We start from the raw sequence: 21,050 nt of genomic DNA, 5'->3' as shown, positions 1-21,050 counted from the left end.
GTTCAACGTGTTTTGTACCAATTTTCGGGGTTTTGGGGCGTTTTTACCAAGCGCTTGGTACAATGTACCAACCGACAGACGACGTGTACCAATCTCAGATGGCAACGATCAGAACGCGTAAAAAGGCCGATGGCAGCAGCAGCTACCTCGTCCAGATCCGCATTAATCGCGACAAGGTGACAGTCTACCAAGAGAGCCAAACGTTCGCCCGCAAACAGGCTGCAGTGGCCTGGGCGAAGCGACGGGAAACCGAGCTGTCTGAGCCTGGTGCTATCGAGCGCGCCAACCGGGTAGGGCACACTGTCAAACATATGATCGACCGTTACCTGGTCGAGGCAGAGAAAGCCCGGCCTCTGGGCGAGACCAAGCGACGCACGTTGAACGCCATCAAGAACAGCTACCTGGGTGAGATGGTCGACTCCGACATCAGCCAGCAGGTGCTGGTGGACTATGCCCTATGGCGTATGAGCCCCGCAGGCGGTGGCATCAAACCACAGACAGCCGGCAATGATCTGGCTCACCTGGGTTCAGTGTTGTCACTCGCTAGGGCAGCGTGGGAGTACGAAATCAACCCCCAAGCCATGCCCGACGCACGCCTTGTCCTGAAGCGCCTCGGCTACAACATGAAAAGCCGGGAGCGGGATCGGCGGCCAACGCTCGAAGAACTCGACAGGGTGCTTGAGCATTTTTTTGAGATGCTCGCACGGCGTCCGACAGTCATTCACATGCCGAAGGTCGTGGCGTTTGCCATCTTTTCTACGCGCCGTATGGACGAAATCGCTCGCATCATGTGGGAGGATCTGGATGAGCACCGCCAGGCGGTGAAAGTGCGGGACATGAAGAACCCTGGCCAGAAGATCGGCAACGATGTGTGGTGCCATCTGCCGGATGAGGCGTGGGCGATTGTGCAAAGCATGCCGCGTCAGTGCGCTGAGATTTTCCCTTACAACACCGACTCAATCGGTACGGCCTGGTCCAGGGCATGCAAGATGGTTGGCCTGGAGGACTTGCATTTTCACGATCTGCGCCACGAAGGTGTGAGCCGGTTGTTCGAAATGGATTGGGACATCCCTCGCGTATCGAGTGTTTCCGGTCATCGTGACTGGAACTCGCTGCGGCGTTATACCCATCTGAGGGGGCGTGGCGATCGATATATAGAATGGGGTTGGTTAGAGCGGATCATCCAGGCTTCGGTCACCCTAGGCGCCCGAGTTGAGTAGTTTGCTGGGATATGCACAGAATTGACCGTCACCTGCCCCCTTCTTGACGAGTCGGTTGCTTGGGCCTGATTAGTTCAATGGGTGGTTTGATCGGCAAGAAGCGGCCAAGATCTACCTTGCGCGTAACACCGGCTTGAGTAGATCCGACTGGCGAGAGTGGCTGCTTTTGAGCAAAAGCTGCCTTTACGGAGAGCAGCGAACGGCCAAGACCACCTTTGTGATGAGCAGAAATTTATAAATAGCTGCCGATCGGTGTATCCACTGTCGTAAGAGGGATTTTGGTTTTTGCAGAAATAGTGTAAAACCTTTCAGGACGACCGAAAGTTGTGTTTACGCTAGTGAACGGCAAAGGCCGACAATGAGATGCCGATCAAAAGATCTAAAAGCCAAGAGCAGCCTACCATGCTATCAATAGAAGATCAGGATTTCATATCAAATGAAATGAGCGTTTCGCTAGCATCCGTTAGTTCTAAGCTCAGTGAGCATGCTCTATTGCCATATAGAGATCGTCTTGAGTCTGCGATTTCTTTTTTTATATGTTCAATTCGAGCTCAAAATAAAGCCGGATATTTGTTTGATGGTAACTCATTTCAGTTCAGTCCGGCTCAGGTAGAAATTAACAATTATAGCTCCCAATTATCTGAAGATCTTGCGGGTACTGATGCGTTACCTGTTCTTGAATCATTGAGATATTCGTTTTCCTTGTTTGCCCGAAACGGACTTCATGAGCTATTTACGTGCCAGGAAAATATTGATTGGCATCCCAAAGTAATCCTTACCAAAGAGTTAAAGCCGAACGATATTGGCGAGCTGCCAAGTCAGGTTACTCTATACAGAGGCACCGATATCACCGAGCACCTCTCATCGAGCTATGGGCAGTCATGGACTACGTGCAAAGAGATAGCCTATCTTTTCGCTTTTACGCATTACGTGGACCAGCCTTCGTTTGAATTTGGCAGTAGAGTGATTTTGAAAACTAAAATCCCCAAAGAGCATGCATATTTTTCCAAGCAGTTCGGTGAGTTCGAGGTTGTTATTGATGTTGGAAAAATCACAGATGTCGAAGTAGTATAATTGTCTACGCTCATCGCGTTGTCGTGACAAAAGTCCGCCCTTAGAAGACATTTTTTATCGCAAGGAGGCCATGTATGAGTGGTATTGTTTCTCGAATCAACCAAGGAAGGTATGACTCTGAGCAGAGTCTGCTGAATCTACGTGACAACGCCATTAACAAGTGTAGGACTGATGTCCTTGACTCAGTGAATCAACGCCTTAAAAAGTGTCATCCAAAAATCTACGAGCGACTCGTGGGGCCTCTTCATGAGCGCAAGAGAGACAAAAAATTCAAATGCTATTGTAATAATCCGCAAAGCTTGTACGGTATTTATCTAGATATAGTAAGTGACAATGTTCATTTTCACTCGTTGATGTGTGATGAGTGCTGGCAGAAAGATATCGCAAAAACTTGGGGTTACTATGGTTGGGCAAGCAAATTAATTCCCCAGAAGACATGGGACGTTTTGTGTGAAAAACGTGCATATGAAAAATTTGTTGAATGATTTCCCCTAAATTTTGTGATGGCTGAGCAACTGCTTCTGGCCATGCGCTACCCTGCGCCAAGGGCAGCTTTGGAGTCAAAAGTGGTCACTATCACGTAAGGGAATTTCCGCCGTTCCCATCCAGCCCATTTAGGGAGTGCATCGATAGCCGCCGAACGTAGGCGGCCATCGACGCAAGGTGGTTAAGTCGTATTCGACTGGGTGGAGGGGCGGATGCATCCGCATGTTCCGTGTGCGCGGCTTACACTGACCAAGTGGGATGCGATCTCCGTATCAGCCTGCCCGTCACCTCTTATTCAATTGCGCACACTCTTTGCGTGCAGCATCCCGCTGCTGGTCCAGGTAGAGGGCTAGATCGGCAATGTGTATACCTCGGGCGCTCTTCTGGCTCGGTTCAAGTCGGGTGATAGGCAGCTTGATCTCCCCGGCCAACACCTTGCGTTGGAATACGAGCGGCGTGAGGTGCGTGAAGTAGTCGGCGCATACCTGGTCGAGCGAGATAATCGCCATGCCGTTGTACTGCGCCATCAAAACAAAGGCTGTGTTCACGCATGGCCCTCCTGTTCCTGCGAATTCGGCTCTGCGCTGCTGGGGCGAGCGGATTGCCGACCCTCATTGAGCTGGCTGAGCACCTGCTTGCTGGCAAGGTTGAACAACTCGTCGACGGTAACCGGCGATACGGACTGCTCGAAGTTGCGTACGGCCTCAAACCGAGTGCGGTACAGCCCGGCCCGGCCGAGCCAAGCGACGGCGTGATACTCGGCGTCGGATACGGGGCAAGGTGTCCCAAGGCGCTCGCCTTGAGAGCCGAGTTTGCACTTCTTGCAGATGTGATAACCACCGTCGTAAGGGTCCACTGTTTCCCAGAGATGCTTGTGCGTGGTTATGCGGCCATCAACGAGGCAGCTTTGTTGGATAACGGTGGTCATGCTGCAGCCTCCGCAGTCGATGCCGTGGCTGGGGTGCTGCGCAGCTGGGCGAGAATGCGCTTGGCGAGCGAATCAACACTGAGCGCCTGTCCTGTAGCCAGTTTCGCCTGCTGGTCAGCTTTCAAGGCTTTCATGGTGCGATGAGCGAGCTGCAGTGTTGCTTCGACCTTTGTCAGCAGCTCGTAATCGGCCCTGGTCACCGGCATGTCGGTGTAGGACATGATTCGCTCCTCGAGCTCACTGATGGTGAGCTTGAGGTTTGCCACGGTTATGAGGTGTTTGCGTTGGTCGGCTTCGCGTTGTACGGCGAGTTCTGCCAGTTCTTCGTTCAACGTTCTGAGTCGCTGGGCATGTATGACGTCGCGTTCTGCCAAGCCAATTTCCTTGCCTTCTTCATGTGCCCGGCAGTGGGCTACTCCAAATAAATAAGGCAGGATTGCCAAGATGAACAGCACGGCGATACCGGCACTGAGTGCGTATTGATAGGGTTGCATATGGTGTGCTCCAAATTGCTCGCCGTCGGTTAGGTGAGAGGTGGACGGCGAGCGGTTGCCCCTGAGGACCGGGGCCATCTAGATCATGTCGATTGCTTTGCTTCGTCGGCGCGGCGGTCCAGGTAATCGGCCAAGTCGTGTAGGTAGATCACGTGCTGCGCCTTCAGCGAGTTGTGCAGCTTTTTAAGCTTCAGCTGGATCTGGCCCTTCTGGACGAGCTCCTTGAACCGGCGATCGGTCTTGATGTGGGGGAAGTAATGCTCCCGCACGGCGGTTAGCGTCGGGCAGGGGGTTGTCCACTGATTGCGCAGTTGGGCTAGCGTGTCCCTCATGAACGTTCCTCGGTCCCCTGGTACCGGGGCCTGAGCTGGGCGCGCACCGCCTCCACAAGGTTGTCTTTGCAGTGGCCTTTTGTGTGGGCGCAAATGTCCCCAAGTTCATCCAGCACGATTACTCGGAATGGACGGGCTTTATCTGCGGTTGGCGTGATGTATGCGACCTGGTCGGTTTCCAGCACCGTATTCACGGATTCGAGTGCTTCCCTCATAGCGGCTGCTGCCTGCGGCTCGGTACCAGAGTCAGCTCGGCCATTTGCCACGTCTTGCAGGAAGTCCCGTAGCGCCAAGTACTTTGCTGAATCCCGCCGTTTCAGTGTGATCGAGCTATGCAATGGCCCGATACGCACGCTAAGGCGATGAACCTCGTGGTCGTTCTCGACTTGAATCACTGCATCGGTCGTAGTTTCCGGTCGTTGCAGCGGGCAGGTCGTAAAGCCACCTTCTTCAAGCGTCTTCTGCAGTAGCATCACGCGTTTCAATGAAAGCGTGTAATCGCTCATACAGCACCCCCTGCGCATTGAGCGGGAATGGCCTGTGCGGTACCGAATTGGTTGATGACTATCTGTAGCCCCGTGCGGCGTTGAAACGCCAAAACCTTCTGCAGACTGCTGCAGGTGGTGGGGTGGATCAGGACTTTGCCTAGCTCTTTGTACTGTGCTGATTTCATGGTCCGTGTCCTTTGAGTGAGAGGTGACACGGCCTGAAATTAGCAAAAGCTAAAATTTACATCAATAGCAACTGCTAAATATTTTAAGCGTGGCAGTACCTGCCTGATGGCCGGTAGCTGCAAAGGGGAGGGGGGTTACAGCTTTTTAGCGTTCCAGGCGAGCAGGACCCGGGCCTGAATGTGCATCCGATCAATCATGGACAGATCAATCGTTATCGGTGGGTAAATGGGGTTGTCCGAAATCATTCTTAGCTGCCCGCCCGTGAGCCGCTGGAGGCGCTTTATGTACAGGTCGCCGTCCAGAGTGAAGACGTAGATGGCATCTGTTTTGACCTCTGTAATCCCACGGTCGACCAGCAGTGCATCACCATCCGCAAACGTGCCAGTCATGCTGTCGCCGTTGCCGGAGATAATCGCCAGATTGTCGACCTTCGAGAACGTTAGGCCCTGCATCCTCAACCAGTCGAGGTGCACGGTCATGTCGCGTATCACTTCAATGTGCATATAGGGGGCTGCCTTGCCATGCCCCATTGATGCCGCGATGTCCAGGTGCGGTATCAGTATGAAGTTCTTGTCCTTGGCCGCTCGGGCCGAGAGGTGAACGACATTGTCCGGGGCTTTGTGGGTGGGGCTCTCCGATGGCGGAGAGGTAAGCATCCCTGCAGCAAGCCCGATCTTGAGCTCTAGATTGAGCGCAGCCTTTTCCCCCAGCTTCCGATGGCCGTTCAACAGTTGTGACAGGTACGACGCGTCCAGGTCATGAGCCTCGGCGAATTCCTTCTGGCTCATGGTCCCCATGATCTTGCGGAGGGAGGCGATACGCCTTTCGTTGATATCCATGTGGTGATGATTGCTTTCCGTTAGCAAACAGTAAATTACAAGATGCTATTGTTTTGCTGATTAGCAATTGCTAATCTCGCCACCCATGGAGGTGTCTATGACGCTTAGCGAGTACCTGAAAACGATGGACAAGGAAGGGCTGGCAGCCTTTGCCCGCTGCTGCGGGACGTCTGCTGGCCAGTTGAAGCAGGTGGCTTACGGAAACCGTCGTGCAAGCGCCGGGTTGGCTGTGAGCCTTGACCGAGAGACAGGCGGAGCTATCCGCTGTGAAGACATGCGGCCTGATATCGATTGGGCGTATTTGAGAAACACCAGAAATTAAGGTGCTGGGCCGGGGCCTCTCACCTCCCCAGTCCAGCGACGACGACGCACAGCACAGTACATCGGTCGTGGTTGTAGGATAGGTCTTACCTGATCCTGTGACTACACCGTAAATCGAGGTTTTACGGTTATGAGTCGCATTGATCTTTTGCCGGGCGCTGGTCCGGTACTTACCCTGCGGCAGGCGCTCTATCGCGCAGGTCGAGATTATTATGGCGGAATGACCAGGCTGGCCTTCGACATGGGGCTGGATGTGGATACGCTTCAGAAGAAACTTAACCACAACGAGGAGCGCCGCTGGCCCACGCCCGATGAGTTGGAAGAGATCGTTCAACTGACCGCGAGCCCGCGCCTGCTTGATGCTCTGGTGCGTCCGGCCGGTGCAGTTTGGTACCGCCCTGAGCCCGTCCCCGCGACTAACGCAGCGCTGCAGGCGGTCGCAAAACTTCTTGAGGAATCCAGCGAGTTCGTTGGCAGCCTGCATGATGGGGCCGCAGACAATGTTTGGACCCCTGTCGAGGTGGTCGACCTTGAGCAACGCGGCATGGATGTTATCCGCCAAGTGCTGGCCATCATGGCGGGTGCCCGCCAAGCCATGGAGGAAAGCTCCCATGGCTGATGTGGTAGATGTTGCCAATGACCAAGCCGATTACCACCTGCAGGTGTCCCTTCAGCGTCGTCTTCGCCCGGTGACGAAGCCCAGCGCGCAGTTCTGCGAGGACTGCGACGAACCGATCCCGGTGAAGAGGCAGCAGCTGGTGGCGGGTTGCGAAACTTGCACCAGTTGCCAGCAACTGCGGGAGCGCCGCAGATGAGCGAGCGCCCAACTCCTACCACAGCTGATTGGGCGCGCCGGTACATTGAAACCTTCAATCTTGCTCTGGTTCCAATCGAGCCAGGTGAGAAGGGACCGAAGGGTAACGGCTGGAACAAACCCGGAGGCTACTTTACTGCCGCCGCTGATGCTGAAGCATTCTGGAAGAAGCGCCCGATTCACAACCTTGGGGTAGTACTAGGGCCGAGTGGTGTCTGCTCGCTGGACGTTGATGAAGTTCAATGCGCCCGGCAGATACTGAGCGAGTTGCTCGGGATGGACTTGGACGCGCTGGCAGATGCCTACCCGACCTCGGTGGGCAACCCGGCACGCTTCCGCATCATGTTTCGTGTACCCGATGGAGTTGATCTAAGCTGGCACCCTCTGACCTGGCCAAGCCAGGCGGATCCAGATGGCTCTATACACAAAGCGCTCATGGCGCAGGTCAAGGCTGCCAGGGATGCTGGGGACACTGACAGGGAGGCTGCGTTGAAGATGGCCGCTGAGCCGTTCAAGAAGATCCCCGTCTTCGAGCTGCGTGCCGGCCTGGTGCAAGACGTGCTGCCGCCTTCTATCCACCCTGGTACTGGCCAGCCGTACACTTGGCGTACACCGCCATCAGTGGAAGGGCTGCCAGAGCTGCCCCCTCAGTTGCTCGCTATCTGGCAGGGGTGGGACGAGTTCAAGCCCAAGGCTGAGGCTGTTTGTCCTTGGCTACCCAAAGCATCGCCGGCGCCGCGACCAGCACCTGCAAGGCCTCGCCCTGCTGCGGGGCGCAGCGGGCGTGATCTGCCAGAAGTGATTCCGCTGTTCAATCAGGCCCATGACATCGCTACGCTGATTGAGGCCCATGGCTACGAGCGTCGAGGTGACAAGTGGCTCTGCCCGCAGAGCAGCAGTGGTTTGGCAGGTGTCAGCATCATCGACGACAAGCTGTTCTCCCACCACAGTTCCGACCCGTTGGCGAACGGGCACAAGAACGATGCATTCGATGTGTTCCGCATCCTCGTGCACGCTGGCGATCAGCGGGCCGCGACAAAAGCTGCCGCGCAGATACTCGGTATCGATGCAAAATCAGGCCCACCTGCACCGCCGCCGTTGGGAGAGCTTCCCCGTACCCCATCAGTCGCCGAGCGGGCCGAACAGGTCGAAGTGGGCGCAAACCCCGATGAGCCTGTCGTCGTCAAGGGCAGCCAAGGTGAGCCCAGCCCCGCCTCCTACTCGGCCGACGGGGGGCCGGGGGGAGACGGTCTGGTCCTGAAAAGCGCCAAGCGCCGGTTCGCCCTGGTCGAGGGCACCACGAATGTGTGGGACATGGACAAGGGGCAGTCCATGAAGCGAACCGGCTTCGAAGCCCTGGTCGGCAAACCTCTTGCCAAGCAGTGGATGGAAAGCACCGACAAGAAGCTGGTCTCCTCCGAGCAGGTCAAGGAACTCGAGCAGGCCCGCAAGATGTCGAGCAAGAAGGGCGGGGCGATGAACCTCGCTCCGCTTGACCGCTATGTGTACATCGACGGTACCAAGGAAGCCTGGGACCGGGAGAAGAAGCGGCGCCTGCCCGAAGGCAGCGTAAAGATGGCTTTGGGCGATGCGTACCAGCTTTGGCTGAACAGCCCGAATCGTCGGGTGGTTGACGTCGACCACATCGTGTTCGACCCGACGATGACAAAGGACCCAGCGGTCTACATCAACACCTTCGAGGGCCTGCCGCTGGAGCCGGTGCGGGATGACGCTGCCTGCGAGAACTTGCGATGGCTGATTTCGTTTCTGTGCAACCACGACGCGGTGGCCCTGGACTGGCTGGTCAAGTGGCTGGCTTACCCGCTGCAGCACATGGGCGCAAAGATGGATACCGCCGTGTTGTTCCACTCCACGATGGAAGGTTCCGGCAAGAGCTTGCTGTTCGCGGACATCATGGGCGAGCTATACGGCCGGTACGGCGCAACGGTCGGTCAAACCCAGCTCGAAGGCAACTTCAACGCCTGGCAGAGCGGGAAGCTGTGGGCGGTGTTCGAAGAGGTTGTCAGTCGCGACCAGCGCTACAACCAGGTGGGCAAGATCAAGCACATGATCACCGGCAAGACGGTGCGCATGGAGTCGAAGTTCATCAACGGCTGGGAAGAAGCCAACCACATGAACTCGGTCTTCTTGAGCAACGAGATCATGCCTTGGCCGATCAGCGAGAGCGACCGGCGAATGTTGGTGATGTGGCCGCTGGAGACGTTGCCGCCCGAGCGGCAGAAAGCGATTGCCCGTGAGTTGGCCAGCGGTGGCGTCGCGGCGCTGTATGGCTGGTTGTTAGACGTCGAGCTGGGTGAGTTCACCCAGCGCACACGCCCACCAGAGACCGAGGCCCGCCAGCGTTTAGTCGAGCTGAGTCGCACGGCTTGGCAGACCTTCTTCTACCTCTGGCGAGCCGGCGAGCTGGGGCACGGCCTGTGGGGCTGCTGCCTGACCTCGGACGTCTACGCGATGTTCTTGGAATGGTGTTCCCACAACAAGGAGAACTCCATGAGCCACACCAAGTTCTCGTTGATGTTCAGTGCGAAGGTGGAGAAGACAAGGGCCATCCCCTGGTCAGACGGCAGCAACCGACGGTTCGCGGCGTTCTTCTTCCCCAGTGACGGCGATCCTTCCCTGCCCCCATCCGCAGTGGCGGCCGAGCTGGGCAAGAACGTCGTCGAGTGGCGTGCCCGGGCAAAGCTGGCTGGGTGGAACGTGGACGGCTGGGACCACATCAAGAGGCTTGCAGCATGATTCCGTCGGCGAGTGTGTTGGGTGTGTTGGGTTTGTGTTGGGTTGGTTTCGGTAAGCCAACACAGGTTAGAGCCCCGAGTTTCGTGGCGTGGAGGGCATGTGTGTTGGGTGTGTTGGGTTTGTGCACGCGCGCGCGCAGGCGCGCTTTTTTTAACAGTGATTCCGAAGGTGAGAAAAATCCTTATGCGAACCTCGATAAACCCAACACACCCAACACACTCAACTCACATTCGCTTAATCCATTGAATTCATTGACTTTCGAGTGTGTTGGGTTTGTGTTGGCTTTGCCTTTATGCGTGTTGGGTAGTGATTTGGAGGTCGGCGATGAAAAATGACCAAGGTTTGCGCCTACAGCAGCAGGTGGACCTCGCGCTCCATCGCATTGATATGGCGGCGCTCATTGATCAGGCCGAGCGCCTCCGCCTGGTTGGCGAGCTGATGAAGCATTGGGGGGAGCAGCGTTCTCAGCTTGGTCTGGAGGCCAGCTTGGGCAGCCAGATGGGCACCATCATGGAATGGAAGGGTTCAGCTCCACGCGGCGGAACTTCTGGATCGCGGATTCTGGTCTCTGGTGCTGGTCTTGACCACGCAGCGGCTGAGGTCGACGCGGCGGTGGCCCAGCTGGAACGACGCGACGCGCGGGGAGCAACATTGGCCAAGTTGGCTCACCTTCGATACCTCTTCGGCACAACGGTGCGGATACAGATGCGCGAAGTCGGGCTGGCTGAAGATGCTGACCGCACCTACCGAAACTGGGTAAAGGCCCTGCACCTGCAGGTGTTTGCCATCCTGGCTGCTCGTGCTGGCCGGGTTAGGCAGCAGACCGTTCGTCGGGTCACTATGCGCCGAGCGTGCGCCGAAGTTGCGCCGAAGTAGCGCCGAAGCGGAGAACCGTAAATTGCCCCTTTTCGGTTTTTCCGGTGACCTGTAAAAAGTCACCACGATATCAAAAGTGCGCTTAGGCGCTTCCCCACAAGCACTGTGCTGTGCAACCCGCTCCGACCTTTCGGCGCATTGAGAACCCTGCCATTTGGCGGGGTTTTCTATTTCCGGCGCCGTGCTTTGCCAATGAGGCTTACATGAACAGCGAGCAACAAACGTTAGCCGAACTGCCGATCTGGATGGTGATCGTGCTGTCCCTGGTCGGCGGTGTTTCGGGAGAGATGTGGCGGGCGGACATGGCGGGCGCTCGCGGCTGGGGGCTGATTCGCCGGCTGGCGTTGCGCTCTGGTGCCTGTGTGACCTGCGGGCTTTCGACCAACATGCTGCTGTACGCCCTCGGCGTTTCGGTATGGGCGGCGGCAGCGGTTGGGTGTCTGGCTGCGATGGCCGGTGCCGATGTCGCGATCAACCTCTACATGCGCTGGGCCGCCAAGCGCCTGGGACTGAGCCAGGAGCCGCCGGCCGGTAGCGAGGCGGGTCAGTGACCCCCGCCGAGAGCCGGGTCAGGCGGCGCCCGCTGATTTTTGGGTCCTCCCCCCGGGCCGCCCCCTACACGGGTGCGCAGACTCGCGGTTTCCCTGCAGCTGAAATTCCTGCAGGGATGTCCGTCTTTTCAAGGACTTAGTGATGGGCAAGACAGTCAGCAAGCTCGAACTGGGCGAGATCATTGGCCGTGATGAGCGGACCCTGAGCCGTTGGCAGAAGGACGGCATGCCAGTGATCGAGTTTGGCGTTGGCCGAGGCAACGAAAACCAATACGACACCCAGGTGGTGATCGAGTGGCTGATGCGACAGGCCGCCTTGAACGGCAAGAAGGAATCGACGCGCGACCGCCTTGATCGGCTGCGCGGTGACCGCGAAGAAATCGCGTTGGCCCGTGAACTGGGCGAGGTCGTGATCGAGGCCGAAATGGTTGAGCGCTTTGAAGCGGTGATCACTGCCGCGAAGATCGAACTGCTCAATACCTTCCCTGATGAGCTGGCGGCGACCTTGTCGGCCAAGTACGGCATGCAGGTCGATGACCAGCTGATCCGCGATCCCATCGAATCAATACTGAGGAGGTTGTCCGCGTATGACGAGGACGACGATCTCGCTTGGGATTCTGACGAGTCGGACGACGAGGAGGGCTCTGAAGAAGACGGCGAGTAAAGCGATGGGCCGCGTCTGCCGCAAGTGGGCGCCCCCGCCGAGAATGACCATCATCGAGTGGGCCGACAGGTTTCGTTGGCTCGCTCCCGAAGAGTCGGCTGCACCAGGTAAGTACCGCTTCGACATGACCCCGCATCTGATCTGGCCAGGCGGCCCGCTCGAGGCGCTGGACGACCCGAACGTCTTCGAGATCGTAGGGCGCAAGTCGGCCCAGGTGGCTTGGACGTCGGGCGTACTGGGTAACGCCATTGGCAAGTGGATCGATCTCGACCCCTCGCCGATTCTGATCCTGTTCCCCAAGGCTGAAGCGGCCAAGCAGTATGTTGCTGAAAAACTGGAGCCGATGATCGAGGCGACCAAGCGGCTGCGGAAGAAGGTCGACCTGCGCAGTCGAAAGTTGCAGCAGCGCCAGGACTTCAAGCGGTTCCCCGGAGGCTTTCTGAAAATGGTGGGCTCCAACAGCCCGGCCAGCGTGAAGTCCACACCAGTACCACGGGTCGCTATCGAAGAGCCTGATGACTGCAACCTGAACCTGCGGGGGCAGGGGGACAGCATCAAGCTGGCGAAGGAGCGTCTGAAGACGTTCCGTCGGTCGAAGATCATCATTGGTGGCACACCTACCATCAAGGGCCTGTCAGCCATCGACGCTGAGCTTGAGCTCTCTGACAAGCGTGTAGGTCTGGTGCCGTGCCACGGTTGCGGTGAGTCGCACGCGCTGAGCTTCGATAATCTGCACTGTGACGAGGACGAGCACTACTTCCATGAGGTCTATGGCAAGCGCCGACCGGAATCTGCTTTCTACGCGTGCCCGCACTGCGGGGAGATCTGGGATGACCATCAAAAGAACGCCAACCTGGCACATGGGCGCTGGGAGGCGACGGCTGAGTTTCGTGGAATCGCTGGCTACATCCTCAACGAACTGTATGCCAAATTCCATGGTTCCCGCTTCGAGGTCTTGATCGAGAAGAAGCTGCAGGCGGAATACGCTGCGCGGCAGGGCAATATCGGTCCGATGATTGCCTTCACCAACAGTTCGATGGGCGAAAGCTACGAGTACAAGAGCGACGCGCCTAAGACGGACGAGCTGGAGAAGCGTGCCGAGCCCTATGCCGAGCTGACTGCCCCGAAGGGCACGCTGTTGGTCACGGTCGGCGTCGACGTTCAGGGTGATCGTCTCGCCCTGGTCATGGTTGGTTGGGGGAGGGGCGAAGAGTCCTGGCGATTGCACTGGGGCGAGCTACCAGGCAACCCCATCGATCCGCACGACCCGGTATGGACTGAACTGGACAAGATCATCGCGACGCCCATACCTACCGACAGCGGTGCGCAGCTTGCCGTGTCGGCAGTCAGCATCGACAGCTCTGACGGTAATACCAGCGATGCGGTGTACACCTACGTTCGAGATCGCCAGCGCTTCAACATCATGGCGATCAAGGGCGCGTCCATCGACAGCCGGGACCGGGAGATCTTCACCAAGCCAGCCCAGTCCGCAGACACCAGCCAAGACAACACCAAGGCGTCGAAGTACGGCCTCCGCGTGTTCATCGTCGGTACCCACAAGGCCAAGACGCTGATCGATGGCCGGATGAAGCTCAAGGGCGCTGGGCCGGGGCGTATGCACTGGTACAGCGAGATCCGCTCGGACTACTACGAGCAGGTGACCAACGAGGTGCTGGCGCCGCACCCGCGAAACCCCAGCAAGATGGTCTGGCAGAAAAAAGCTGGCCGGCGCAATGAAGCGCTGGACTGTGAGGTGTACGCCTTGCACGCGGCTCGCAGCCTGAAGACGCACCTGCTGCGTGATCACGAATGGGACCAGCTGGAGCAGCAACTGCTTCAGCCCACCCTCTTCACAACTGAGCAGGCGGTGGCGCCGGTTCCCCGCCGTGCGGTTGCGCGCGGCAGAGGCACTCGGAGCCGCGTCAGCTAACCGAGGTTCACCATGACAGATGCACAACAACGTCTTGACGAGGTCCGGGCGGCGATCTCGAACGTCCTGAAAAACGGGCAACGCTTGCGCCGACAGGATCGAGAGGTCCAGCTGGCTGAGCTGAACAGTTTGCGCTTGCTGGAAAAACAGTACGCCACCGAAGTTGCTGCAGAGACGGCTGCCCGGCAGGGCCGTGGCCGTAACCGCGTTTCCTACGTGGGGATCTGACCATGTGGCCGTTCCGAAAACGGGATTCGGCTGCCGAGCAGCTGATGACCGAAGCTATTCGTGTGGCCAGAGCATCAGTCGAGGGCCAGCAGATCGTCGCCCAGGGCGGTGGCGGTGGCGTCGAAACCCGCTGGCGTGGCGCTTCTCGGGTGTTGCGCAGCGTTGCCAGCTGGATCCCCGGCCTGGGTAGCCCTCGGCGTGACTTTAACCACAGCGAGCGCCGCATGCTGGTGGCCCGCTCCCGCGATGCGATGCGCAATCACTTGATCGCCCGCGCGGCGATTACCCGGTTGCGCACCAATGTCGTGGGTACCGGGCTGGTCTGCCGTGCCCAGGTCGATCATGAGGCCTTGGGCCTGACCGAGGAAGAGGCCGAGCAGCTCAACAGCCAGCTGGACCGGCTGTGGTCCCTGTACGCCGACGATCCACGAGAGTGCGATGCCGAAGCATCCCTCAACCACTACCAGCTGCAGGCATTGGTGCTTGTCTCGTCGATGGTGGCCGGTGACGTATTTGTTGCCAGCCCCGATCAAGAGCGGCCTGGTTGCATCTTCAGCACCCGCTTGCAGTTGATTGAGTCGGACCGCGTAGGCAACCCGAACGGCGGGATGGACCGGGCGGACCTGGTAGAGGGCGTGGAGTTCGACGGGTTGGGTGCGCCAGTGGCTTACCACGTATGCACTGGCTACCCCGGTGAGCATGTGCTGGGCAAGTCGCTGCAGTGGGAGCGGCTGACGGTGTTCGGTGCTGGAACCGGCCGCCGCCGGGTGCTGCATGTCATGGCTGACAAAGAGCGGCCAGGGCAGAAGCGCGGCGCGCCGTACCTGTCCCCGGTGCTTGAGCCGCTGCAGAAGTTGGAGCGGTACAGCAGCGCCGAGCTGATGGCGGCGGTGATCTCGGCGATGTTTACCGTGTTCATCAAGAAGGGCGACAGCTTCAACGCCAATAACCTGCCCATGTCTGCGTTGACGGAGGAGAAGCCTGGCGGTGATGACACGTCCGACGGTGCCATCGCGCTGGGCGAAGGCGCCATCGTTGACTTGGGCGTGGGTGAGGAACCGGTGGTGGCCAACCCTAGCCGTCCCAACGCCCAGTTCGATCCGTTCTTCACCGCAGTGGTGAAGGAAATCGGCGCTGCGCTGGAGCTGCCTCTGGAAGAGCTGCTGTTGCATTACAGCAGCAGTTACAGCGCCGCCCGAGCAGCAATGCTCCAGGCCTGGCGCTTCTACAGCCTGCGCCGCTGGTGGCTGGCCTGTGACTTCTGCCAGCCGAGCCGCGAGCTGGTTATCGACGAGGCAGTTGCTCGGGGCCTGGTCGATCTGCCGGGTTACAACGACCCAGCCAAGCGCAAGGCCTATTGCCAGGCAATCTGGATTGGCCCGGCCCGTGGCGCGATCGATGAGCTCAAGGAAGCTAACGCAGCTGGCAAGCGCATCGAGATCGGCGTCAGCAACGAGACGCTGGAAACGGCGGCCATGACCGGCGAGCCCTGGCAGCAGGTTATCCGTCAGCGCACCCGCGAGGTTACCTACCGGCGCGAGCACAACATGCAGGCCCTGCCAAAGAGCGGGCTTGAGTCTGCGCCTGAATCCAACCCCAAAGAGGAATAAGCATGCCTCGAGCACTTGAGCTGGCTGCCTCGCAGCCCTGGCTGATGATGCCCGACGCCTTGGACAACCTGCTGACCATCTCCGACCGCATGGGCGATCCGGTGGCACTGGCGACCAAGCGCGGCGAGCGGCTGGATGAAACCCGGCGCATCACTATGCGCGGCAGTGTGGCGGTGGTGCCAATCACCGGCCCGATCTTCCGGTACGCCAACCTGTTCACCGAGATCAGTGGTGCCACCAGCACCCAGATCCTGGCGACCGACATCCAGCGTGCCCTGGACGACCCCAAGGTCAAGTCCATCGTGCTCAACATCGACAGTCCAGGTGGTGTGGCCTCGGGCATCAATGAACTGGCCGAGATGATCTATGCCGGCCGGGATCGGAAACGGATTGTTGCCTACATCGGTGGGATTGGAGCCAGCGCCGCTTACTGGATCGCCTCAGCTGCCAGCGAGATCGTCATCGATGAGGCCAGCCTGGCAGGCAGCATCGGTGTCGTTGTCGAGGCTGTGATCGAGGACGAAAAGAAGACCGGTCGCACCCGCTACCAGATCGTCAGTCGCAACGCCCCGAACAAGCGACCCGATCTCGGAACCGAGGAAGGCCGCGCCAAGATGGGGGAGACCATCGACGCAATGGCCGAAGTCTTCGAGGGCAAGGTTGCCCGCAACCTCGGCGTGGCAGCCGAGAAGGTGCCCGCAATGGGCGACAACGGCGGCATTCGCGTAGGAGCTGACGCCGTCAAGCACGGCCTGGCCCATCGCGTGGGCTCGCTGGAATCTCTGATCACTGAACTGGCCAAGCCGGCCACTACCTTCCCAAGGACAAACACCATGACCACCGTCAAGACCACGGCAGAACTGCGCACCGCTATTGCAGCTGGCACTGATCCCAACACTATCGAGATTGCCCAGGCCGATCAGCCTGATACCGCCGCGATTCGCACCGAGGCGGCCACCGCCGAGCGTGAGCGCATCAAGGGTATCAATACCCTGGCGGTCAAGGGCTTCGAGAAGGAAATCGACGCGGCGATCGATGATGGCAGCTCGGTTGAGGCCACTGCGCTGGTGCTGCTCAAAGCCTCGCAGGATCGCGGCATCTCGCTCGCGGGCATCAAGGGTGATGCGCAAGGCGTCACCGGCAGCACTCCGCCGGAAGGTGGCCAGGCTGGCGAGCGCAAGGCCGCCGTCAGCGCAATCGTCTCTGGCGCCTCGCGTCGTTAAGTAGGAGCCCCTCATGGAAAACCCACGTACCCATACCTTCACGCCCTCTCAGATCGAAGCGGGTGACTTCCCCATCGTGATGGACTCCGGCGTCATCGCCGCCGGCCAGCAACTGCTCCGCGGTGCAGTGCTCGGGCAGGTCACGGCTTCTGGTGAATATCTGCTGTGCAAAGCCGACGCTGAGGACGGCTCGCAGGTGCCCAAGGTGATCCTCGACCGCGATGTTGACACCACCGATGGCGCTCACAGTGCGCCGATCCGCCTGACCGGTCAGGTGTTGGGCAGCCAACTCACCCTCGGCGCTGGGTTGACCCTGGCAGCTGCAAAAGCGGCCCTGCGTCCTCTCTGCCTCTTCGTCCGTTAATTGGAGCATCCATGAACATCTTTGACACCCTGACCATGCTGGAAGCCGTCGAGCAGTTGGCAACGCCACGCCGCTTCCTCATGAACACCTTCTTCAACGCCGGTGCCCCTGAAACCTTCCCCACTGAGACGGTGACCATCGACATCGTGAAGGGGCAGCGCAAGATGGCGCCCTTTGTTCACCCAACCCTCCCTGGCAGTGTGTCGCAGCGTACCGGCTTCGCCTCGTCCACCTACCAGCCGCCGTACATTCAGCCCAAGCGTGTCACCAGGGCAGAGCAGATCCTGAAACGCGGGGCAGGTGAGACCCCGTTCTCTACGCGCACCGCACTTGAACGAGCAGGCGAGCGGCTTGGCCGTGACCTGGTGGAGCTTGAGGGCGAGATCATTCGCCGCGAGGAGTGGATGTGCTCCCAGGCCTTGACTACCGGGCGAATCCGGGTGATTGGCGATGGGGTTGATGACACCATTGATTTCCTGATGGAGGACACCCACAAGATCGCTTTGGCCACTGGCCGTTGGAACACCGCCGGGTCCGATCCCATCGCCAACATGCGTCAGTGGCGTCGCCTGATCGCCAAGGACTCGGGCCGTTCGGCCAACGTCGCGGTGCTTAGCGCTGAGGCACAGGATGCCTTCCAGAGCAACGAAGCGGTGCTCAAGCAGTTGAACACCCGCCGTGTTGACCTGGGCCTGATCAAACCGGAAGAGCTCCCTGACGGCGTGACTTACCTCGGCTACCTCAATGATCCAGGTGTGGACCTTTACGCTTATGACGAGTGGTATCTGGACGATGAGGATGGTGAAAAGCCACTGATCCCAGCGGGCGGCTTGATCCTGGGCTCCACCGCGACCCGTAACGCGATGCTGTATGCGGCGATTCAGGACCTGGAAGCCATCGAAAGTGGCCTGGTCGAAGCGGCGCGCTTCCCCAAGAGCTGGGTTACCCAAGAGCCGAGCCAGCGCTGGCTGAAGGTTCAAGCTGCCCCGTTGCCTGGCCTGCTGGAGCCGAACGCTTTCCTCTACGCCAAGGTGGTGTGACATGGCTACCAAGATCGAATACGTGGTGGTGGATGGCTGCATTCAGGACGGCGCCAAGGTCTTCAAAAAGGGCGAGGTCTTTATGACTTCCAACAAGGAGGTGCTGGAGCTGCTTATCGAAGAGGGGAAGATTGCTCCTCGCGGCAAGCTGCCAAGCAAGGACGAACAAGACGACGGTGACTGATCGTGGACTTCCGTGATCAGGTGGCGTTCATGGACAGGGCGCTGCTGGATGCCCTGGGTGATGAGGCTGAGATCGAAGGGGTAGTCGATCCGGTACCTGGGTTCTTTTCGGCGCCCTGGCTCCAGCCCAAGCTTGGCCAGATCAACACAGGGGTCCGCGAGCCTGTGTTTGCGGTTCGCATCGCCCATGCGAATGGAATCAAGGAAGGGATGCACCTGGTGATCAAGCTCGCGCCCGAGGATGGTGGTGGACGATACGTTATAGCGGGCAGGAAGCCTGACGGGACCGGTTGGATCAACCTGACACTGCGGGAGGTGCGTGCATGAGTGTTGGCAGCTACCACAAGGGGTCGGCAAGCAGCGGCTTGATCACGCTGCAGGCAAGACCTCAAGACGTCAAAGGATTTGAGCAGTTCGCTCAAGTGGTACCGAAAGCAATCGCTGCAGCACAGCGGCGAGCCATCAATAAGACACTTCGCTGGCTGAGAGGCAAGATTGCCCGCGAGGTAGGTGTTCAGGAGCGCATTGCTATATCTGCCGTGCGAAAGCGCTTGATGGCTTACCCCATGGGCAGCAACGGTCAGGGCAAGCTCTGGTTCGGGATCAAACCAATTGAGGCCAGTCGTGCTGGTCGGGCTCGGCAAACACGCTCAGGTGTATCGGTAGCGGGGCGGCATTACAAAGGGGCCTTCTACCGACGAGTTTATGGTGACCAGGCTGATATCTGGATCCGTGCCGGCAGCAAGCATTTCACGGATGAAGACTACCCCGACAGCATGATTGAAACGCGGCGAAAGGGGCGCACGGGTTGGATTGCCGAATCCAACAGTATCGGCCGCTTCCCTCTTGCCAAAGCAAAAATCTCGCTTGAAGACGTTCGGCCTCATTTCGAGACCTGGACCAATCGTGCCCACGAGCGGTTGCTCGTGGTCATGAAGCAAGAGTTGAACTTCGAACTGCAAAAATTCTTGCGGAGGACTGGCAATGGCTGATGAGCCGATTCCGCTTTCCCAGATATACGCTGCGATTGAGCAGCACATCGGGGATGCAATACCTGGCCTCGCCTATGTAGGAACCATGCCTGCTGGAATTGACGTCGTTCCGGTGCCTGCTGTTGTGTTGGAGTTGGCCGGGTTTGAAGACGCGGACAAGGATCCTGGTACAGGTGAGACAGCAGTTGATGCCCGTTTTGAGGCACGCGTGATCGTGGGGGCCGAAGAAGAAAACTGCCTTCATGTGGCCGCGTTTGTCGCGGCTCAGCTGGCCGTGTTGTTGCGCATGCAGTCCTGGGGCTTGGCAGTTGAGTTTGCTCAGTTCGTCCGGGCAGAGCGGGACTGGAGCCGGCCCGAGTTAGATAGCTACGCAGTTTGGGTGGTCGAGTGGACCCAGGTGATTTACCTCGGGGAGGAGGAGTGGCCGTGGCCCCGAGAGTCCGGCCCGCTGGTGTTCGCCTTCGATCCAGATAGCGGCCCAGGCAACGAGGATCAGTATCAGGCGCCGGAGCAGCTGGCATGAGTTACCCGCTCGCGCAGCTCGACCGTATGCTGGCCGGCCTGGTGATCCCCTGTTACGTGGTCGGGGTGGACCTGGTCGCCGGCAAGGTTCGGGTTTCCGATGGTGGCGATTGGACGAGCGCCTGGGTGCGCTGGCATGCCCTGGCCGCCGGCAAGGCTCGCCACTGGCGTGCGCCGAGCATGGGCGAGCAGGGCGTGCTGGTGAGCCCTAGCGGCGAGCCTGCGCAAGGGACGTTCGTTCCAGGGCTGTATGGCAATGCCGGCGCCCAGCCGGACAACCGCGACCATGTCGAGGTATGGCGTTTCGACGATGGCGGCTCCCTGGTCTACGACTGGGCGGCCAATAGCTACACCATCAAGCTGCCCACTGGCACGGTCAACATCGAGGTCGGTAGCAGCAAGGCGACGATCACCGACGACGCGATCAGCGCCAAGTCAAAGGCGATCACCGCCGAGGCCGAGACGTACACGGCTATAGCGCCTGAGATTCTGCTGCTCGGCAACGTGAAGATCGACGGCGCGTTACTAGTAACGCTCGACATTCTCGGCCTCGGGAAAATCATCGACACCGCCGGCAACACGGCGAACCACAAACACTGACAGCCCGCTCTCGCGGGCTTTGTCTTTTCTGGAGCATCAACTTATGGCAGTCAAGAAAACCGCCGCGACCGACGCGGCAGCGGTGGCGGACGAATCCGCAGTTGTACCTGGTGCGCCTGACGGCGCCGACACCGCTGTTGCTGCCGCTGAGCCGCCTGGCGTGACCTTCACCGACAGCGCCTATACCTCGCGCTCGCTGTTCCTGCAGGCCGGTAACGACCTGCGAGAGTTCAAGGTGCAGACCGGCCGCGTGACCCTCCAGGCCGACGACGCCGAGGCGCTGGTGTTCCTGCGCGCCCATGCCGACCTGCAGCAGCTGGACGGCTAA

29 protein-coding genes are annotated in these 21,050 nt (G+C 59.1%); 22 read left to right on the top strand and 7 right to left on the bottom strand.

Annotated features, from left to right (window positions below; genetic code table 11):
- Positions 1 to 98 precede the first annotated feature (98 nt).
- The 3 genes from CKW22_RS24250 (at position 99) to CKW22_RS24240 (ending at position 2,779) form a co-directional block, all read left to right on the top strand.
- Positions 99 to 1,220: a site-specific integrase gene (locus tag CKW22_RS24250; RefSeq protein WP_095065354.1), complete on the top strand. Its 1,122-nt coding sequence runs from the start codon at positions 99 to 101 to the stop codon at positions 1,218 to 1,220.
- 363 nt (positions 1,221 to 1,583) lie between these two features.
- The gene (locus CKW22_RS27410; protein WP_143500801.1) at positions 1,584 to 2,294 is read left to right on the top strand and encodes a hypothetical protein; all 711 of its coding nucleotides are present in this window, start codon (positions 1,584 to 1,586) and stop codon (positions 2,292 to 2,294) included.
- Between the two features lie 74 nt (positions 2,295 to 2,368).
- Positions 2,369 to 2,779 carry a hypothetical protein gene (locus tag CKW22_RS24240; RefSeq protein ID WP_095065344.1) on the top strand — a complete coding sequence of 137 codons (411 nt, stop codon included), beginning with the start codon at positions 2,369 to 2,371 and terminating at the stop codon, positions 2,777 to 2,779.
- Positions 2,780 to 3,064: 285 nt separating this feature from the next.
- Here the strand turns inward: CKW22_RS24240 and CKW22_RS24235 are convergent, their stop codons facing one another.
- From CKW22_RS24235 to CKW22_RS24210, 7 genes are all read right to left on the bottom strand, one after another.
- On the bottom strand, positions 3,065 to 3,328 hold the full coding sequence (locus tag CKW22_RS24235) for a pyocin activator PrtN family protein (RefSeq protein ID WP_013971747.1): 264 nt from the start codon (positions 3,326 to 3,328) through the stop codon (positions 3,065 to 3,067).
- Positions 3,325 to 3,708, bottom strand: coding sequence for a hypothetical protein (locus CKW22_RS28005; protein WP_256577334.1), 384 nt, complete (start codon positions 3,706 to 3,708; stop codon positions 3,325 to 3,327). The genes CKW22_RS24235 and CKW22_RS28005 overlap by 4 nt, the downstream gene beginning before the upstream one ends.
- Entirely contained in the window at positions 3,705 to 4,202 is a 498-nt protein-coding gene (locus CKW22_RS24225; protein WP_095065342.1) for a hypothetical protein, read from the bottom strand. Before CKW22_RS24225 ends, CKW22_RS28005 begins: the two co-directional genes overlap by 4 nt.
- 83 nt (positions 4,203 to 4,285) lie before the next feature.
- On the bottom strand, positions 4,286 to 4,534 hold the full coding sequence (locus CKW22_RS24220) for a pyocin activator PrtN family protein (protein WP_012270872.1): 249 nt from the start codon (positions 4,532 to 4,534) through the stop codon (positions 4,286 to 4,288).
- Entirely contained in the window at positions 4,531 to 5,040 is a 510-nt protein-coding gene (locus CKW22_RS24215; RefSeq protein WP_095065340.1) for a hypothetical protein, read from the bottom strand. The genes CKW22_RS24220 and CKW22_RS24215 overlap by 4 nt, the downstream gene beginning before the upstream one ends.
- A complete protein-coding gene (locus CKW22_RS27505; protein WP_160015255.1) occupies positions 5,037 to 5,207 on the bottom strand; it encodes a hypothetical protein in 171 nt (56 codons plus the stop codon). Before CKW22_RS27505 ends, CKW22_RS24215 begins: the two co-directional genes overlap by 4 nt.
- Positions 5,208 to 5,342: 135 nt before the next feature.
- A complete protein-coding gene (locus CKW22_RS24210) occupies positions 5,343 to 6,047 on the bottom strand; it encodes a LexA family transcriptional regulator (RefSeq protein WP_095065338.1) in 705 nt (234 codons plus the stop codon).
- Between the two features lie 97 nt (positions 6,048 to 6,144).
- Between CKW22_RS24210 and CKW22_RS24205 the strand changes: the two genes are divergently transcribed.
- The 19 genes from CKW22_RS24205 to CKW22_RS24115 all read left to right on the top strand — a co-directional run bounded on the left by CKW22_RS24205 (position 6,145) and on the right by CKW22_RS24115 (position 21,050).
- A complete protein-coding gene (locus CKW22_RS24205; RefSeq protein ID WP_095065337.1) occupies positions 6,145 to 6,369 on the top strand; it encodes a YdaS family helix-turn-helix protein in 225 nt (74 codons plus the stop codon).
- Between the two features lie 129 nt (positions 6,370 to 6,498).
- Complete coding sequence (locus CKW22_RS24200; RefSeq protein ID WP_095065335.1) at positions 6,499 to 6,987, top strand: phage regulatory CII family protein; 489 nt, start codon at positions 6,499 to 6,501, stop codon at positions 6,985 to 6,987.
- Positions 6,980 to 7,183, top strand: coding sequence for a TraR/DksA C4-type zinc finger protein (locus CKW22_RS24195; RefSeq protein ID WP_095065333.1), 204 nt, complete (start codon positions 6,980 to 6,982; stop codon positions 7,181 to 7,183). The genes CKW22_RS24200 and CKW22_RS24195 overlap by 8 nt, the downstream gene beginning before the upstream one ends.
- Positions 7,180 to 9,939, top strand: a complete 2,760-nt coding sequence (locus CKW22_RS24190) for a bifunctional DNA primase/polymerase (RefSeq protein WP_095065331.1) — start codon at positions 7,180 to 7,182, stop codon at positions 9,937 to 9,939. Before CKW22_RS24195 ends, CKW22_RS24190 begins: the two co-directional genes overlap by 4 nt.
- Before the next feature lie 324 nt (positions 9,940 to 10,263).
- On the top strand, positions 10,264 to 10,815 hold the full coding sequence (locus CKW22_RS24185; protein WP_095065329.1) for a hypothetical protein: 552 nt from the start codon (positions 10,264 to 10,266) through the stop codon (positions 10,813 to 10,815).
- 203 nt (positions 10,816 to 11,018) lie between these two features.
- Positions 11,019 to 11,366 carry a phage holin family protein gene (locus tag CKW22_RS24180; RefSeq protein WP_095065327.1) on the top strand — a complete coding sequence of 116 codons (348 nt, stop codon included), beginning with the start codon at positions 11,019 to 11,021 and terminating at the stop codon, positions 11,364 to 11,366.
- Positions 11,367 to 11,508: 142 nt separating this feature from the next.
- Entirely contained in the window at positions 11,509 to 12,030 is a 522-nt protein-coding gene (locus CKW22_RS24175; protein ID WP_095065325.1) for a terminase small subunit, read from the top strand.
- 43 nt (positions 12,031 to 12,073) lie between these two features.
- Complete coding sequence (locus CKW22_RS24170) at positions 12,074 to 13,960, top strand: phage terminase large subunit family protein (RefSeq protein ID WP_177447962.1); 1,887 nt, start codon at positions 12,074 to 12,076, stop codon at positions 13,958 to 13,960.
- Positions 13,961 to 13,972: 12 nt separating this feature from the next.
- Positions 13,973 to 14,188 (top strand): hypothetical protein, encoded by a 216-nt coding sequence (locus tag CKW22_RS24165; protein ID WP_085625556.1) that lies wholly within the window; start codon positions 13,973 to 13,975, stop codon positions 14,186 to 14,188.
- A 2-nt stretch (positions 14,189 to 14,190) separates the two neighbouring features.
- Positions 14,191 to 15,798 carry a phage portal protein gene (locus tag CKW22_RS24160; protein WP_095065322.1) on the top strand — a complete coding sequence of 536 codons (1,608 nt, stop codon included), beginning with the start codon at positions 14,191 to 14,193 and terminating at the stop codon, positions 15,796 to 15,798.
- Between the two features lie 2 nt (positions 15,799 to 15,800).
- Positions 15,801 to 17,021: a S49 family peptidase gene (locus CKW22_RS24155; RefSeq protein ID WP_095065320.1), complete on the top strand. Its 1,221-nt coding sequence runs from the start codon at positions 15,801 to 15,803 to the stop codon at positions 17,019 to 17,021.
- Between the two features lie 13 nt (positions 17,022 to 17,034).
- Positions 17,035 to 17,385, top strand: coding sequence for a head decoration protein (locus tag CKW22_RS24150; protein WP_095065318.1), 351 nt, complete (start codon positions 17,035 to 17,037; stop codon positions 17,383 to 17,385).
- A gap of 11 nt (positions 17,386 to 17,396) precedes the next feature.
- Positions 17,397 to 18,425: a major capsid protein gene (locus tag CKW22_RS24145; RefSeq protein ID WP_095065316.1), complete on the top strand. Its 1,029-nt coding sequence runs from the start codon at positions 17,397 to 17,399 to the stop codon at positions 18,423 to 18,425.
- Position 18,426: 1 nt separating this feature from the next.
- Positions 18,427 to 18,609, top strand: coding sequence for a hypothetical protein (locus CKW22_RS24140; protein WP_095065314.1), 183 nt, complete (start codon positions 18,427 to 18,429; stop codon positions 18,607 to 18,609).
- A gap of 2 nt (positions 18,610 to 18,611) precedes the next feature.
- Complete coding sequence (locus CKW22_RS24135) at positions 18,612 to 18,935, top strand: hypothetical protein (RefSeq protein WP_095065312.1); 324 nt, start codon at positions 18,612 to 18,614, stop codon at positions 18,933 to 18,935.
- Positions 18,932 to 19,600: a hypothetical protein gene (locus CKW22_RS24130; protein WP_095065311.1), complete on the top strand. Its 669-nt coding sequence runs from the start codon at positions 18,932 to 18,934 to the stop codon at positions 19,598 to 19,600. The genes CKW22_RS24135 and CKW22_RS24130 overlap by 4 nt, the downstream gene beginning before the upstream one ends.
- A complete protein-coding gene (locus tag CKW22_RS24125) occupies positions 19,593 to 20,123 on the top strand; it encodes a hypothetical protein (protein ID WP_095065309.1) in 531 nt (176 codons plus the stop codon). The genes CKW22_RS24130 and CKW22_RS24125 overlap by 8 nt, the downstream gene beginning before the upstream one ends.
- On the top strand, positions 20,120 to 20,722 hold the full coding sequence (locus CKW22_RS24120) for a phage baseplate assembly protein V (protein ID WP_095065307.1): 603 nt from the start codon (positions 20,120 to 20,122) through the stop codon (positions 20,720 to 20,722). The genes CKW22_RS24125 and CKW22_RS24120 overlap by 4 nt, the downstream gene beginning before the upstream one ends.
- Positions 20,723 to 20,765: 43 nt before the next feature.
- Complete coding sequence (locus CKW22_RS24115) at positions 20,766 to 21,050, top strand: hypothetical protein (RefSeq protein ID WP_095065305.1); 285 nt, start codon at positions 20,766 to 20,768, stop codon at positions 21,048 to 21,050.

The organism is Pseudomonas sp. Irchel s3f19, from assembly GCF_900187555.1.
In the GTDB taxonomy this organism is placed as follows: Bacteria; Pseudomonadota; Gammaproteobacteria; order Pseudomonadales; family Pseudomonadaceae; genus Aquipseudomonas; species Aquipseudomonas capeferrum.
The sequence above is the reverse complement of the archived record's forward strand: the minus strand, read 5'-3'. Positions and strand labels throughout refer to the sequence as shown.

Bases quoted from the DNA above. Each gene is read 5' to 3' on its own strand.
- CKW22_RS24250 (WP_095065354.1), top strand. From the start codon at position 99: ATGGCAACGATCAGAACGCGTAAAAAGGCCGATGGCAGCAGCAGCTAC.
- CKW22_RS27410 (WP_143500801.1), top strand. From the start codon at position 1,584: ATGCCGATCAAAAGATCTAAAAGCCAAGAGCAGCCTACCATGCTATCA.
- CKW22_RS24240 (WP_095065344.1), top strand. From the start codon at position 2,369: ATGAGTGGTATTGTTTCTCGAATCAACCAAGGAAGGTATGACTCTGAG.
- CKW22_RS28005 (WP_256577334.1), bottom strand. From the start codon at position 3,708: ATGACCACCGTTATCCAACAAAGCTGCCTCGTTGATGGCCGCATAACC.
- CKW22_RS24225 (WP_095065342.1), bottom strand. From the start codon at position 4,202: ATGCAACCCTATCAATACGCACTCAGTGCCGGTATCGCCGTGCTGTTC.
- CKW22_RS24220 (WP_012270872.1), bottom strand. From the start codon at position 4,534: ATGAGGGACACGCTAGCCCAACTGCGCAATCAGTGGACAACCCCCTGC.
- CKW22_RS24215 (WP_095065340.1), bottom strand. From the start codon at position 5,040: ATGAGCGATTACACGCTTTCATTGAAACGCGTGATGCTACTGCAGAAG.
- CKW22_RS27505 (WP_160015255.1), bottom strand. From the start codon at position 5,207: ATGAAATCAGCACAGTACAAAGAGCTAGGCAAAGTCCTGATCCACCCC.
- CKW22_RS24210 (WP_095065338.1), bottom strand. From the start codon at position 6,047: ATGGATATCAACGAAAGGCGTATCGCCTCCCTCCGCAAGATCATGGGG.
- CKW22_RS24205 (WP_095065337.1), top strand. From the start codon at position 6,145: ATGACGCTTAGCGAGTACCTGAAAACGATGGACAAGGAAGGGCTGGCA.
- CKW22_RS24200 (WP_095065335.1), top strand. From the start codon at position 6,499: ATGAGTCGCATTGATCTTTTGCCGGGCGCTGGTCCGGTACTTACCCTG.
- CKW22_RS24195 (WP_095065333.1), top strand. From the start codon at position 6,980: ATGGCTGATGTGGTAGATGTTGCCAATGACCAAGCCGATTACCACCTG.
- CKW22_RS24190 (WP_095065331.1), top strand. From the start codon at position 7,180: ATGAGCGAGCGCCCAACTCCTACCACAGCTGATTGGGCGCGCCGGTAC.
- CKW22_RS24185 (WP_095065329.1), top strand. From the start codon at position 10,264: ATGAAAAATGACCAAGGTTTGCGCCTACAGCAGCAGGTGGACCTCGCG.
- CKW22_RS24180 (WP_095065327.1), top strand. From the start codon at position 11,019: ATGAACAGCGAGCAACAAACGTTAGCCGAACTGCCGATCTGGATGGTG.
- CKW22_RS24175 (WP_095065325.1), top strand. From the start codon at position 11,509: ATGGGCAAGACAGTCAGCAAGCTCGAACTGGGCGAGATCATTGGCCGT.
- CKW22_RS24170 (WP_177447962.1), top strand. From the start codon at position 12,074: ATGACCATCATCGAGTGGGCCGACAGGTTTCGTTGGCTCGCTCCCGAA.
- CKW22_RS24165 (WP_085625556.1), top strand. From the start codon at position 13,973: ATGACAGATGCACAACAACGTCTTGACGAGGTCCGGGCGGCGATCTCG.
- CKW22_RS24160 (WP_095065322.1), top strand. From the start codon at position 14,191: ATGTGGCCGTTCCGAAAACGGGATTCGGCTGCCGAGCAGCTGATGACC.
- CKW22_RS24155 (WP_095065320.1), top strand. From the start codon at position 15,801: ATGCCTCGAGCACTTGAGCTGGCTGCCTCGCAGCCCTGGCTGATGATG.
- CKW22_RS24150 (WP_095065318.1), top strand. From the start codon at position 17,035: ATGGAAAACCCACGTACCCATACCTTCACGCCCTCTCAGATCGAAGCG.
- CKW22_RS24145 (WP_095065316.1), top strand. From the start codon at position 17,397: ATGAACATCTTTGACACCCTGACCATGCTGGAAGCCGTCGAGCAGTTG.
- CKW22_RS24140 (WP_095065314.1), top strand. From the start codon at position 18,427: ATGGCTACCAAGATCGAATACGTGGTGGTGGATGGCTGCATTCAGGAC.
- CKW22_RS24130 (WP_095065311.1), top strand. From the start codon at position 18,932: ATGAGTGTTGGCAGCTACCACAAGGGGTCGGCAAGCAGCGGCTTGATC.
- CKW22_RS24125 (WP_095065309.1), top strand. From the start codon at position 19,593: ATGGCTGATGAGCCGATTCCGCTTTCCCAGATATACGCTGCGATTGAG.
- CKW22_RS24120 (WP_095065307.1), top strand. From the start codon at position 20,120: ATGAGTTACCCGCTCGCGCAGCTCGACCGTATGCTGGCCGGCCTGGTG.
- CKW22_RS24115 (WP_095065305.1), top strand. From the start codon at position 20,766: ATGGCAGTCAAGAAAACCGCCGCGACCGACGCGGCAGCGGTGGCGGAC.